The organism is Candidatus Aquarickettsia rohweri (assembly GCF_003953955.1).
GTDB classification, from domain to species: domain Bacteria; phylum Pseudomonadota; class Alphaproteobacteria; order Rickettsiales; family Midichloriaceae; genus Aquirickettsia; species Aquirickettsia rohweri.
In genome coordinates, this window is record NZ_RXFM01000022.1 from 1 (window position 1) to 14,438 (window position 14,438).

The window sequence follows — 14,438 nt, forward strand, 5'->3', positions numbered from 1 at the left end:
AAAATTCATATTTACTTACATTACTTTTTTTATATTCTTCTACTAGCTCTTTCCATTTTTCATTACTTATTCTTTTTTTCTAATAGCATCATTAGCCTCTATTTTTTTAGGCTTTTGTTCTACCACTTATTTTTATTCTTGCCTAGATGCCCTTATTTTAGCGCTTACATAAAGCATGTTTTATAGCTTAATTATTATTTAAATCTTAGCCAATACAATGTAATTGAATATTAGTAAGCTACAAAGTATTAAAACTGCTTTCAAATTGTTTACCATTGAATAAAATTTAGAAAAATAGTATTTTGATCATTAAAAAACGTTTTTTCTATTTTTATATATGGCAGGACATTCAAAATTTAAAAACATAATGCATCGTAAAGGTGCTCAAGATAAAAAAAGAGCTAAGGCTTTTACAAGAGCAGTAAAAGAAATAATAGTTGCTGCTAAATCAGGCATGCCAGATCCAAATTTCAACCCCAGACTACGCACTGCCATAACAGCTGCAAAACAAGCAAACTTACCAAAAGATAAAATTGACAATGCAATCAAAAAGGCAACTTCTGCTGATAATGATGTCAATTATGATGAAATAAGATATGAAGGTTATGGACCTGGAGGAGTAGCTATTATAGTTGAAACCTTAACAGATAATAAAAATAGAACTGCAAGCGAAGTAAGAGCCGCATTTAGTAAAAATGGAGGTGCACTTGGTGAGCCAGGAAGTGTTGGCTATATGTTTAAAAAAGTTGGGTCTATTACTTATGAAGAAAGTAACTTGGATAAAAATCAATTAATTGATGATGCTATAGAATTTGAAGCAGATGATTGCACAGAAAAAGGTAACTTTATTGAAATTATTACAAACACAGAAAAATATTCTGAAATTAGTGATTCTCTTGAAAACAAATTTGGCAAACCATTTGAATCTCAAGTAAAGTGGGTGGCAGATACTTTAGTTGAATTAGATGGAGAAAAAAGTGAAAAAGTTTTTAAACTTTTAGAAGTACTAGATAATTTAGACGACGTACAATCTGTTCATAGCAATCATAAATTTTTAAGCTAATTTAAAATGTCGAAAAATATTATTGGCAGATTTTTAGGAATTGACCCTGGCTTAAATTTTACTGGGTGGGGAGTTATTGATTATATAAATAGTGATAAATTCAATTACATTGCATCTGGCATTATAAAAACATCTATCAAAATGGATTATCATTTTAGACTAAACCATATTTTTACTGAGGCTTTAAAAATAATAGAGTCCAACAAGCCAACTTATGCAGCTATAGAAGACACTTATGTTAATGTAAATAACAAAAGCTCAATTATGCTCGCCCAAGCTAAAGCAGCATCTATTATAGCTATTTCTCAAAATAACTTACCAATTACAGAATATGCAGCAAAAAAAATTAAAAAGACAATTTCTGGCTCTGGCAATGCAGACAAATCACAGATCATAAAGATGATTAGCTATTGGTTACCTAATGTAAAAATAAAATCTTCTGATGAAGCTGATGCACTTGCAATAGCTTTATGCCATGCTAATCATTATAAACATAATAAAAATCTATAATGTCTTTATTTATTAATTTAAGAACATTTTCTGATTATTCTATTGGAAAAAGTGTAATTAAATTAAATGATCTTGCTAAACATTGCCAAGAGAAAAGCATACCAGCAATTGCACTTACAGATTATAATAACTTATTTGGCTCATTAGAATTTTCACTTGAATGCATAAAAGTAGGAGTTCAACCAATTATTGGAGCAGTAATCACTATTAATATTGGTACTGAAAATAATAATAATTTGTGTGATATTTTACTCTTATCTAAAAACAGATGTGGATACGAGAATTTAATGAAACTAGTAACCACCTGTTATTTAAATGACTCAATCATACCACATGTAACATTAACAGACTTATTTGATAATTTTGATGGACTAATATTACTATCTGGTAGTAATAATTCACCTATTGAAAAATTATTTAATTTAGAAAAAAAAGAAGAAGCAAAAAAAATTATTGAATTATTTAACCATAATTTTCAAAATAACTTTTATTTAGAATTAAGTAGATCAGACAATGATTTTGACTATGAATTTGATAAATTTATAAAAAATATAGCTATTGAAAAAAATATACCAATTGTAGCTACAAATTCTACTCAATACATCAAACAAACAATGCAGGATGCACTCGATACATTAATGTGCATAACCACAAGTAGATATCTTATAGAAGAAGAAAGAAATAAAGCTAATCCTGAAGCTTATTTAAAAAGCAATCGTCAAATGCAAAAGTTATTTGCTGATATTCCTGAAGCAATTAAAAACACAGAGATCATTGCAAAAAAATGTTCTTTTATTCTTCACGAAAGCAAACCACTTTTGCCAAAATTTTTTCCAACAAAACAACAAGAATCTGAAGAATTAATAAGACAATCAAAAGAAGGCTTAGAAATCAGATTAAAAAATACAAATTATGATATTCAGAAAAGAAAAATATATTTTGAAAGATTAGATTACGAACTATCTGTAATAAATAAAATGAAATTTGGAGGTTATTTCTTAATTGTCTCAGATTTTATAAAATGGAGTAAAAAACAGCAAATTCCTGTTGGACCAGGAAGAGGTTCTGGAGCTGGATCAATTGTTGCATGGAGTCTACAAATTAGTGATATTGACCCTATAAAATTTGGGTTGCTTTTTGAAAGATTCCTAAATCCTGAAAGAGTATCTATGCCAGACTTTGATATAGATTTTTGTCAAGAACGAAGAGATGAAGTCATAAATTATGTAAAGAAAAAATTTGGTGAAGATAAAGTTGCACATATAATTACTTTTGGAAAGCTGCAAGCAAGAGCTGTTTTGAGAGATGTTGGAAGAGTCTTACAAATTCCTTACATGCAAGTGGATAAAATATGCAAAATGGTTCCAAATAATCCTGCAAATCCTGTGACATTAAAGCAAGCCATTGATATGGATAGAGAGCTTAAATCTCAAAGCAAAAGCGATCCATCTATTGAAAAACTTACATCCATTAGCTTAAAATTAGAAGGTGTTAATAGGCATATTTCAACACATGCAGCTGGAATAGTAATAGGTAATAAAGAGCTTTTAAAAATTGTACCTCTTTATAAAGATTCAAATTCCACAATGCCTATGGTTCAATATTCCCTAAAATATGCTGAAAAAATAGGTTTGGTAAAATTTGATTTTCTAGGACTAAAAACTTTAACTGTCATTTCTTGGACATGTAATTTAATTAAAAAAATTAATAAAGATTTTGATCTTCAAAATATCGCATTAGATGATAATAAAACTTATACAATGTTATCTAAAGGAGATTGCATGGGAGTTTTTCAATTTGAAAGTTCAGGTATGCGAGAAACAATTAAAAAAATCAAACCAGATAATATTGGTGATTTAATTGCATTAGGATCACTTTATAGACCAGGACCAATGGACAATATACCAAGTTATATCAACAGAAAACATGGGAATGAAGAAATTGATTATGTACATCCACTTCTCGAAACTGTATTAAAAGAAACTTATGGAATAATAGTATATCAAGAACAAGTAATGGAAATAGCTCAAATCTTAGCAAAATATACATTAGGAGAAGCTGATTTGTTAAGGCGAGCAATGGGTAAAAAAATTAAGGAAGAAATGGAAGCTCAAAGAAGCAAATTTATTACAGGGTGTATAGATAATAATATTAACAAAGAAAAAGCTGAAGAGATATTTAATCTTGTAAATAAATTTGCCAGTTATGGTTTTAACAAATCTCATGCAGCAGCCTATGCATATATATCTTTTCAAACAGCATATTTAAAGGCAAATTATCCTCTTGAATTTATCACTTCATCAATAAACCTTGAAATAGATAATACAGATAAAATTTATCTTTTTATTATTGAAGCAAAGAAATTTGGCATTAATATACTTTTACCAAACATAAACTATTCAAAATCAGAATTTGTTCTTGAGAATAATAAAATTAGATTTGGCTTAATAGGACTTAAAGGTGTCGGAAAAAAATTTACTGATTTAGTGGTTGCTGAAAGAGATAAAAACGGTAAATATACAGATATCTTTGATTTCATTGAGAGATTACCTGATGCGGGGCTTAATAAAAAAATTTTAGAGAATCTAATAAAATCTGGGGCATTTGATGAATTCGGGATAAATAGAAAAACTTTATTTATGAATGTTGATATTTTATTAAAATATTCAATTTCTAATACTCATAATGATGATCAACTTGATCTATTTTTTGATACAGCTAATAATTCAAAATATAGACCAGATCTCAAGCATTACACTGAATGGAATGAAAAAGAAAAGCTTAAAGTAGAATTTGAATCTTTTGGATATTATATATCTACCCACCCTATTAAAAAATACAGATGTTTTTTTGATAGACTGAATATTTCTCAATCTATTGATATTGAAAAAATCCAAAGCTCAATATCTAAGATAAAATTACTAGGTGTTTTAACTGTTAAAAAAATTAGGTCTACTCCTAGAGGTAAATATGCATTTTTACAAATCTCAGATTTAAATGGAATAATTGATTTATCAATTTTTGATGAAGCTTTACTCTATAAATCGAATGATCTCTTAGTGGAGGGAAATAGTCTATACTTTTCAGCAGAAGTAAGAAAGGATAATTCAGGTGTAAGGATTATAGTAGATAATATTAACAATATAGATCAAGCAATCAATGATTCTAATATACAGATTAAAATTATAATTAAAGAACAAAAACACTTAGAGTATTTACAAAAAACCGTTAATTATACCTCTGGAATTAAAATAAATTTATCTGCACAAAACGAAGTAGGGGATATAGTTAATTTTAAACAAACAAAAAACATGTATATTGATTTAAATGATTTGTATTATTTTCAAAAAAATAAATTAATAGAAATCTAACGTTCTTCTATAAAAATAAATTTCCTACTTTGAGATAAATTATTGAATTTAGTTGTTTTACTTAAATTTAAATAGATTCCAGATGCAATTGAAAATGCTAACATAGAAGAGCCTCCATAACTAATGAAAGGTAATGTCATGCCTTTTGTTGGAAAAATATTTAATGTAACGCCTATATTAAAAAGAAACTGCATAGAAAAATGCATCATAATCCCAAAAATTGCATATACATGAAATAGATTAGATATCTTTGTTAAACTCCAAAAACCTCTTAATATAAAAATTGCAAATGCAATAATAATTATTATGCAGAAAATAAGTCCAAATTCTTCTGCACCTACTGCGAAAATAAAATCTGTATGCGCATCTGGCAAAACATATTTTATAGTACCTTCTCCTGGTCCTTTTCCAAAAAACCCACCTTTTAAATAAGATGAAATAGATTTTTGAACTTGATAATTAGATGAGTTTACTGGATCAATAAACTTATCTATCCTTTTAGCCACATGTGGAAAAAATAAATAAGCACCATATATTCCAAAACAGAAAATGATTAATATAAATAATAACCATGATAATTTTATTCCTGCTATAAAAAACAAAGAAAATGTTGCAATCGTATTAGTAACAGTCATCCCAAAATCTGGCTGTAGTAATAACAAGATTGCAACAATAGTATTAAAAAATACACATATGCTAAAAATCTTAAAATTTATTCTAATTTTTTGATAAGAAAGAATAATTGCAATAAAACAAGTATAAAAAGGTTTTAAGAATTCAGATGGTTGTAAAGAAAATCCAAAAAGGCTAATCCACCTTTTAGACCCCTTAGTTGCATCACCAAAAAAGATAACAATAATAAGTAAAATTATTGTACATATAAAACCAATGAATATTACTCTTTTTATCGATTTCTCATTTAAAGATGCTAAAAATAAAATAATCACAATACTCACAAATAAAAATAATAATTGTTTTTTTACAAAATAATAATGTGATAGCCCTAATTTTTCTGCCACAGCTGAACCAGCTGAAGCAAGCAATAATATTCCTAAAAGCATAATAAAAATTATATTTATAAATGCCTTTATATCTATTGTATTTAATAATTTATTTTTAAATTCAATTATCAAAATCAAACCTAAAAATTATTTTCTAGAAAATTTCCACCTATTCTTATCCCATCATTATCTATTCCATGTGCTAGATATCTTGAAATATGATTAGTAACTTGAAATTTATATTTTTTTAACATTTCTACTGCTGATAACATGTCTTCAACAGGAACAACCTCATCTTCTTCCCCATGTATTAATAATATTTTTGTAATTTTATCAAAAAAATCACAATTCCATTCATTTTCAAATAATCTTCCAGAATATCCTATTATCAATTTAGGCTTTAATAATGTTTGCATTATCAAATATAATGCAAGCATTGTTCCCTGTGAAAAACCTAAAAGACATAAATCGCTTTCTATCAGATTATATTTTTTTAATTGTTCTAAAATAAATTTAATAATGTATTTTTCAGCTACTTTTATTTCATTCATTAAAGTTTTTTTTGATCTATCAACAAGACTAAACCATTGCTTTGCATCACTTCTTGGCATTCCCTCAAAATCAAACGGCGCATTAGGAGAAACAAATAAAGCTGAAGGCATAAATTTAGATAACTCTGGAGCTAAATTTATTAAATCATCTTTATTTGAACCATAACCATGAAGCATTACAATTAATTTCTTAGGTTTACCTTCATAGTTATAATACTGAGAATATTCCAACATAATTTAGGTATTTAATTTTTACAGATAATAACAACTTATGCAGTTAATAACAATAAAGATATATGTTCATTTTTAATCATAAATTTAATATAACACTAAATTTTCAATAAATTAATTATAATTGGAATTATTAATCTTGTAATTTTCATCAAAATATGCTTCAATCCAACACTATATTTTCGGCTATTATGAAATGGAGGGATGGCCGAGTGGACAAAGGCAGCAGACTGTAAATCTGCCCGCATTTGCGTACGCAGGTTCGAATCCTGCTCCCTCCACCATATCATCAATCAATAAAATTCAACAAAAAAATTTAAAACATTTAATTATGTTAATTTAAGCTTGAATTTTAATAAAGTATCAGATTTAAATATATATAATGTATATTTAATATGTGGGATCATAAATATGAATAATAAAAAGCTAAACAAACAACAAAAAGAAGCAGTAGCACTTCTATCAATAGGTACATTCCTTGAATATTTTGATTTAATGTTGTATATTCATATGGCAGTGCTTCTTAATGAATTATTTTTCCCTCAAACTAATCCTCTGACTGCGCAATTAATTACAGCTTTAACTTTTAGTTCAACATATCTTATGAGACCTGTAGGAGGAATTGTTATAGGTTGGATAGGAGATCAATTAGGTAGAAAATCTACAATAATGCTTACTATGTCCCTTATGGCTTGTTCCTGTATAATAATGGCAAATCTTCCAACATATGCAGAAATAGGCATAACTGCAAGCATTGTAATGGTATTATGCAGAATGGCCCAAGGCTTTTCTTCTTCATGTGAGTCTATAGGCGCACAAATTTATTTAACAGAAATGTTCAAACCTCCTCAAAGGTATATTTATAATCAAATTATTGACATAAGCATCAGAGTTGGAGGACTATTTGCTTTAAGTGTTGCATCCTTTGCTATTTCTATAAGTTTAAATTGGAGATTTGCTTTTTGGTTTGGTGCAATAATAGCAGTAATAGGTCTTATAGCAAGGACAAGACTTAGGGAAACACCTGAATTTGCAAATTATAAATCAAGAATGAAAAATAAATTTAAAAAAATTAAGATACTAAAGAAAAACTTCCTTAAATACGAAGAGAAAATAGATAAAAAAGCTGTGTTAGCTTATTTTTTGTTAAGCTTTGTTTTTCCAGTGGGATTATATACTTCTTTTATTTATTGCGGAAGTTTTATGAAAAGTCATTTAGGTTTTACTGCTGAACAAGTTATAAATCAAAATTTAAAAGTTACATTTCTTCTTGTTTTAGCAAGTGTACTGATAGCTTATTTAGTAAAAAAATACCATCCCTTAAAAATAGCTCAAGTTACCCTTATATTTTTTATTATATTTTTACCTTTTGCACCTTATTGTTTTAATAATATTTCAAATTCATTTTCTATGCTATTATTGCAATTAGTATTTCTTTCTTTTGTATTGAACCCAGATGGATCACTATCTACCGCTCTTTTTAAACATTTTCCTGTTTCTAAACGCTTTAGAATTATAGCAATAACCTTTGGAATTTCTTGTCCACTATCTACTATAACCGTCTCTCTTAGTTTAATTCCATTAACTAATTATTTTGGATATTATTGTATTTGGGTTATTTTTTTACCTGTTGTAATTGGTTATTTTTGGGCTATTCAATATTTAAGAAAATTAGAAATTAAAAAAGGCTCATACCTTAAATACCCAAATGAAAATCCACCAAAAGAAGACACAGCATTAAAAGAAGAAGATTTTAATTATGATGATTTAGAAGATGAATATGAACCATTTAAGAATAAATGTAAATATTCAGTACAATTGCTAGACACACTGAATGCTTTAAGCAAAGAAGAGAACAATAAAGTCAATATTAAGTTAGTTGAAAAATCCATAATATTTGCGAAAAAATGGCATGATAAACAAATGAGAAAAACAGGAGATCATCCTTATTATTGGCATCCCCTTTCTGTTGCTAATATGGTAGCAGAAAAGTATTTAAAAACTGACGTGATAGTAGCTAGTATATTACATGATGTTGTGGAAGATTCTGAATGTACTGTAGAACTTATAGAAGAAAAATTTAATAAACGCATAGCTCAAATAGTGGATAGATTAACAAGGAATAGGTTTATAAATGGTAAACATATAAAGCTTAGTTTAGAAAAAACATTAAATAATTTACAAAAATTAAATGATAATGAAGCTTTATTTATTAAACAAATGGATAGACTACATAATTTGCAAACTATAGAAGGATTAAGTCTAAAAAAGCAAAAAAAGATGGCAAAAGAAACTAATAATAGCTTTATAAAACTTGTAGCTATAATTGGGGATAAGTTAAATATCTATGGCAAAGTTCATCTTGAAAATAAAATGTTTAAATATTGTAACGATATTTTAAAAAGGCAAAAGAGATGATTTTTGAAAAAATCAAAACGTAAAAACGGCACTATCCACCAATAAATGCATAAAATCGATATTAAAAAATATTTTTAAACTTGACATTTTCAATATAAAAGAGCTAATCTTTTAGCTCAAAGTTAGATTATTTTAAATGAAGATTGCTATAATAGGATACGGTAAAATGGGCCAAATGATAGAGCTTGAAGCCAATAAACTATCTACTCCCGTATCAAAAATAATTAATAATTATACTGAATTATCATCTACTGAATTTGATAAAGATGAGGTGGCTATTGAATTTACTGAACCATCAGCTTGTTTAAAAAACATAGAAATTTTATCCTCAAAAGGAGTCAAAATAGTTTGTGGAACTACAGGTTGGGATGATAATATTAATGAAGTAAAGGAGATTGTCAAAAAACACAATACAGGATTTATATACGCATCTAACTTTTCTATTGGAGTGAATATATTTTGGAAAATTATTGAAGAAACTTCGTCAATTATAAATAAATTTGACCATTATGATATCATGGGACATGAAATTCATCATAATAAGAAAAAAGACTCCCCCTCAGGAACAGCACTCACCACAGCAAAAATTATTACTAATAAAATAGATAGGAAGAAACAAATAGTTACGAATAGGATAGATGGTGAAATAAAACCAAATGAACTTCATTTTAGTTCTTCAAGATGTGGCAGTATAATTGGAAAACATGAAGTAATTTTTGATAGCCCTACAGATTCAATTAGAATTTCTCATGATTCTAAAGATAGAAGCTCATATGCTATAGGAGCTATAAATTGTGCTAAATGGATTAAAAATAAAACTGGATTTTATAGCATAAAAAATTATATGGAGGAATTACTTAATGAATAAAAATTTTTCTGGATTATTTACAGCATTAATAACCCCATTTAATAATGATAAATCTATTGATTATATATCTCTTGAAAAATTAATAACAGAACAAGTTGAAGCAAATATAGATGGCATTGTTATTTTAGGAACTACAGGAGAGAGCCCTGTTATTGATGAAAATGAATCAGATGCGATCATAGAATTAGTTGTAAAAATTGCTAAAGATAAAATAAAAATCATTGTTGGAACTGGAAGCAATAACACATCTCAATCAATTAAAAAATCTATTAAAGCTCAAGAATTAGGAGCTGATGCTATACTTTCCGTAAATCCATATTATAACAAACCCCCTCAAGAAGGGATGTATCAACATTTTTCGCAAATTGCTGATTCTGTAGATATACCTATAATTTTATATAATATTAAAGGTAGAGCTGCTGTTAATCTCGAAACCCATACCTTGATTAGATTATCGGAGCATAAAAACATAATTGGAGTCAAAGAAGCAAGTGGTGATTTAACCCAGATTATGGATGTAATAAATAATGCACCTAAAGACTTCATTATTCTATCTGGAGATGATTCTTTGACACTGCCCTTAATGTCTTTAGGAGGACATGGAGTTGTGTCAGTAATATCTAATATATTTCCACGAGAAATGAAAAATATTGTTTGGCAATGCTTCACAAATAATTTTGAAGCAGCAAGACAAATTCATTATAGATTACTGAAATTTATGAATGCACTTTTATCAGTATCCAGCAATCCAATTCCTGTTAAAACTATACTGGCTTATATGGAAAAAATTAAAGAAGAATTTAGATTACCGTTACATGCACTAGATAACCAAAAGAAAAAAGAAATAATTCAAATTTACCAAGAATGCAATAATGGTTGATTTTTATAAATATCATGGATTAGGCAATGATTATATTGTAATTGATCCAGCTAAGCTAAGTTTTGATTTAGTGTTAAATGAGGAAAATATAAAATTAATATGCCATAGAAATTTTGGGATTGGATCTGATGGCATACTCTTTGGACCAATAATCAAAGATAACAAAATATCATTCAAAATTCTCAACCCTGATGGCTCTGAAGCTGAAAAAAGTGGAAACGGCATAAGAATATTTGCATTATATGTTATTGATGAAGGTTATGTTACAAGCGATAAATTTGATTTATATACTAAGGCAGGAAAAGTAAAAATTGAGGTCATTGATAAAAATACAAATTTGATTAAAGTATCAATGGGACAATATTCATTTATAAATCATAAAATACCTGTAAAATTAGACTGTACTGAAGTACTTAACCAAGAAATCGAACTACTTGGCAAAAAAAAGATAATTAATTGTGTTAACATTGGAAATCCACATTGTATTTTAATCAAAGACAAAATATCTAAAGATTTGGCATTGAAATTAGGACCTATACTGGAAAATCATGCAATATTTCCAAATAAAACTAATGTTCAGTTTGTAGAAGTTTTAGATAGATCAAATATTAAAATCGAAATATGGGAAAGAGGTGCAGGATATACTTTAGCATCAGGCACAAGTAGTTGTGCTGCAAGCTGTACTGCATATATACTTGATTTTATAGACAATAATGTTACAGTAGAAATGAGAGGTGGCAAAGTTTTTGTAGAAATTATAGGCCAAGAAGTGTTTTTAACAGGGGAAGTATCTAGAATTTCAAAAGGTGTATTCGCCGGTGAATTTATAAAAAAATTAGTTAAATATTAAAATTATGGAAATTAAATATTCTAAATTAATCAACAAAACAGAAAAATACGCTTTTGCTGAAATTAATAGAAAAGTTAGTGATTTAAAGCAAAAAGGCGTAAAAGTTATAGATTTCGGTGTAGGAGATCCTAAAAGCCCTACTCCAGATTTTATCACAAACAATCTTTCAAAATTTGCAAAAAACAGAAATACTTCAGGATATCCAAGTTACATTGGAGATATAAATTATAGGAAAACTTGTGCTAACTATATGAAAAGAGAATATAATGTTGATTTAAATCCGGAAACTGAAATTTCATCAAATATAGGGTCAAAAGAAGCAATTTTTAATTTTCCTATCGGGTTTGTAAATCCTGGTGATATAGTAATTTGCCCTACACCTGCTTATCCAGTATATAAAACAGGCACTAGATTCAGAAATGCTGAAATACACTTTACACCACTTCTTGAAAAAAATAATTTTTTAATTGATTTTGCACTAATACCAGACAATATATCTAAACAAGCAAAAATTATTTGGACAAACTATCCCAATTCACCTACTGGAGTTTCAGCAACCAGAGAATGGTTGCAAGTTCTTGTCTCATGGGCTAAACATTATAATGTTATTATTGCTGCAGATGAAGGATGTTATAATGATATATACTTTAAAGAAAAACCTATAAGTCTGTTAGAAATTCAAAAAGAAGGTGTTATTACTTTTTACTCACTTTCAAAACGAAGTAATATGACAGGCTATAGAGTTGGATTTGTCGCAGGAGATGAGAGAATAATTTCTGGTTTTAAAAAAGTAAAAACTAATATTGATTCTGGAACACCTACATTCATTCAAGACGTTGCATGCTTAGCTTTAGAGGATCAAGTTGAAGTTGCAAAAATGAGAGAAGAATATAGAAAAAAACGTGAAATTATGATAGATGCATTAACTTCTTGCGGTCTAGAAGCCCCAATAGGAGATGCAACATTTTATTTATGGCAAAAAGTTCCTAAAAACTTTAATAGTATAAAATTTGCTGAATTACTTATAGAACTTGGAATTATAGTAACACCTGGTCAGTTAATTTCCGATGAAGCTAATGGAATAAATCCTGGCCTTCAATTTGTAAGACTTGCACTTGTTCCAATTATTGAAGAAGTTGAAGAAGCTGCTAAAAGGATTAAGGATAATTTGAAAAACATGCTTTAAATTAGCTTATATTGATTTACAAGAGAAGTTTTAAATGAGCTTATCTGAAGAAGATATAATAAATATTTTAAAAGAAAGTAATTTGCCAGGCGATATTGTTGGGATTGGTGACGACTGTGCTGTTATACCAAAAAATAAAAATATCTCATGGTTGATTTCAAATGATGCATTAGCTGAAGATGTTCATTTTTCTTTAAATACAATCACAGCTTATGAATTAGGAATTAAATCAGTAAAAGTCAATGCAAGTGATATTGCTGCAATGGGTGCTACTCCAAAATTTATCTTTGTAGCATGTGCTATTCCTCAAAATATTGACAATTCATTCATTAAAAATCTTATTGATGGAATTAAACAACAATGCAAAAATTATAATATTTACCTTTTAGGAGGAGATACAACAGCATCTAAGTCAAAATTATTTATATCCATAACAATTATGGGAGAATCTGAAAGCAAAAAAATTAAATACAGATCTTCTGCAAAGATTGGAGATTATATATGTATAACTGGTAATCCAGGCTTATCTGCTGCTGGATTAGATTTAGTGTCAAATAAAATTATGCGAAAAGAAAAGGAAGAAAATGACTTAATTCAATCTCATATTTCTCCTTATATATACATAAATGAATCTAATTTTTTAGCCAATTTTAGCGAAGTAAAAGCTATGATTGATTGTTCAGATGGTTTAAACAGGGATTTAACTAGGATTTGTGAGCAATCAAATTGCTCAGCAAATATTAACTTAGAAAAAATACCTGTAGATAAAAATTTATTAAAAGTTTGTCAAAAAAATAATTCAGATTTAAATAGATATTTATTATCTGGTGGAGAAGATTATTATTTAATATTTACAATTAATAGTAATTTTTACGAAAAAATTAGTAAAGAATATTTATCTAAATTTAATAAGAAGTTTTATAAAATTGGAGAAATTGTAAAGAAAAAAGGAAAATTAATTTCATATTTTCAAAATGAAATAGAATATAAAAATCCATATGAAGATTTCGACCATTTTAGGAACTTTGTTGCATAAATCAAGGCAATAATGAGATTGATAAAGATTATATCAAATTAACTCAATTCAATGATACTTCTGAAACAAGAATATAATTACACTCATACAAAAAACTCCTGATAGCTGTAGCGGCTTGATTTTATAAATCTTTAGATAAACTTTGCATAAGCATATTTATACAGTTTCCTGGGATTTATCACCTTTCTTTTGATATTTATAAAGTTTTAAGTCAAGCTGATAACGTATTAAGTAGACTTTTTTGATTAATTTAAAGTAAACTTAGCATAGCTATTTTGTTTAAATAACTTATCTAAATCTTTATCAGTGCTAGTTATCCAAATTTGCGTAAACGCTAAAATATCCCCATCTTGACAAGTATTATCCGCCTTTCTTTGGGTTTCTTAAGTTTTTTGATAATTCTAAAAAAAATTTAATTTGATGATATTTTTTTATCAATATTATATGGAAGTAAATTTACTAACTCTTTTGGA

The 14,438-nt window shown here is 27.6% G+C and carries 11 protein-coding genes and 1 tRNA gene; 10 read left to right on the forward strand and 2 right to left on the reverse strand.

Annotation, left to right across the window (positions count from 1 at the left end; translation table 11 throughout):
- Nucleotides 1–337: 337 nt before the first annotated feature.
- The 3 genes from EIC27_RS02340 to dnaE are packed head-to-tail and all read left to right on the forward strand — an operon-like array spanning nucleotide 338 to nucleotide 4,944.
- Nucleotides 338–1,063: a YebC/PmpR family DNA-binding transcriptional regulator gene (locus EIC27_RS02340; protein ID WP_126044547.1), complete on the forward strand. Its 726-nt coding sequence runs from the start codon at nucleotides 338–340 to the stop codon at nucleotides 1,061–1,063.
- A gap of 6 nt (nucleotides 1,064–1,069) precedes the next feature.
- Nucleotides 1,070–1,573, forward strand: a complete 504-nt coding sequence (ruvC, locus tag EIC27_RS02345) for a crossover junction endodeoxyribonuclease RuvC (RefSeq protein WP_126044548.1) — start codon at nucleotides 1,070–1,072, stop codon at nucleotides 1,571–1,573.
- On the forward strand, nucleotides 1,573–4,944 hold the full coding sequence (dnaE, locus tag EIC27_RS02350; RefSeq protein ID WP_126044549.1) for a DNA polymerase III subunit alpha: 3,372 nt from the start codon (nucleotides 1,573–1,575) through the stop codon (nucleotides 4,942–4,944). The genes ruvC and dnaE overlap by 1 nt, the downstream gene beginning before the upstream one ends.
- Here the strand turns inward: dnaE and EIC27_RS02355 are convergent.
- Together EIC27_RS02355 and EIC27_RS02360 are read right to left on the reverse strand one after the other, a co-directional pair.
- Complete coding sequence (locus EIC27_RS02355) at nucleotides 4,941–6,077, reverse strand: FtsW/RodA/SpoVE family cell cycle protein (protein ID WP_205702316.1); 1,137 nt, start codon at nucleotides 6,075–6,077, stop codon at nucleotides 4,941–4,943. The two genes, dnaE and EIC27_RS02355, sit on opposite strands and share 4 nt — an antisense overlap.
- An 8-nt stretch (nucleotides 6,078–6,085) precedes the next feature.
- On the reverse strand, nucleotides 6,086–6,730 hold the full coding sequence (locus EIC27_RS02360; protein ID WP_126044551.1) for an alpha/beta hydrolase: 645 nt from the start codon (nucleotides 6,728–6,730) through the stop codon (nucleotides 6,086–6,088).
- 195 nt (nucleotides 6,731–6,925) lie between these two features.
- Here EIC27_RS02360 and EIC27_RS02365 point away from each other — a divergent pair.
- From EIC27_RS02365 to thiL, 7 genes are all read left to right on the forward strand, one after another.
- Nucleotides 6,926–7,011 (forward strand) — tRNA-Tyr (locus tag EIC27_RS02365).
- A gap of 61 nt (nucleotides 7,012–7,072) precedes the next feature.
- The gene (locus EIC27_RS02370) at nucleotides 7,073–9,145 is read left to right on the forward strand and encodes an MFS transporter (RefSeq protein ID WP_153183756.1); all 2,073 of its coding nucleotides are present in this window, start codon (nucleotides 7,073–7,075) and stop codon (nucleotides 9,143–9,145) included.
- A gap of 136 nt (nucleotides 9,146–9,281) precedes the next feature.
- Nucleotides 9,282–10,013, forward strand: coding sequence for a 4-hydroxy-tetrahydrodipicolinate reductase (gene dapB, locus EIC27_RS02375; protein WP_126044553.1), 732 nt, complete (start codon nucleotides 9,282–9,284; stop codon nucleotides 10,011–10,013).
- Nucleotides 10,006–10,893 (forward strand): 4-hydroxy-tetrahydrodipicolinate synthase, encoded by an 888-nt coding sequence (dapA, locus tag EIC27_RS02380; protein ID WP_126044554.1) that lies wholly within the window; start codon nucleotides 10,006–10,008, stop codon nucleotides 10,891–10,893. The genes dapB and dapA overlap by 8 nt, the downstream gene beginning before the upstream one ends.
- Nucleotides 10,886–11,743 (forward strand): diaminopimelate epimerase, encoded by an 858-nt coding sequence (dapF, locus tag EIC27_RS02385; protein ID WP_126044555.1) that lies wholly within the window; start codon nucleotides 10,886–10,888, stop codon nucleotides 11,741–11,743. The genes dapA and dapF overlap by 8 nt, the downstream gene beginning before the upstream one ends.
- A 4-nt stretch (nucleotides 11,744–11,747) precedes the next feature.
- Nucleotides 11,748–12,929 (forward strand): aminotransferase class I/II-fold pyridoxal phosphate-dependent enzyme, encoded by a 1,182-nt coding sequence (locus EIC27_RS02390; protein WP_126044556.1) that lies wholly within the window; start codon nucleotides 11,748–11,750, stop codon nucleotides 12,927–12,929.
- A 34-nt stretch (nucleotides 12,930–12,963) separates the two neighbouring features.
- Nucleotides 12,964–13,965, forward strand: a complete 1,002-nt coding sequence (gene thiL, locus EIC27_RS02395) for a thiamine-phosphate kinase (protein WP_126044557.1) — start codon at nucleotides 12,964–12,966, stop codon at nucleotides 13,963–13,965.
- The last annotated feature ends 473 nt before the right edge of the window (nucleotides 13,966–14,438 follow it).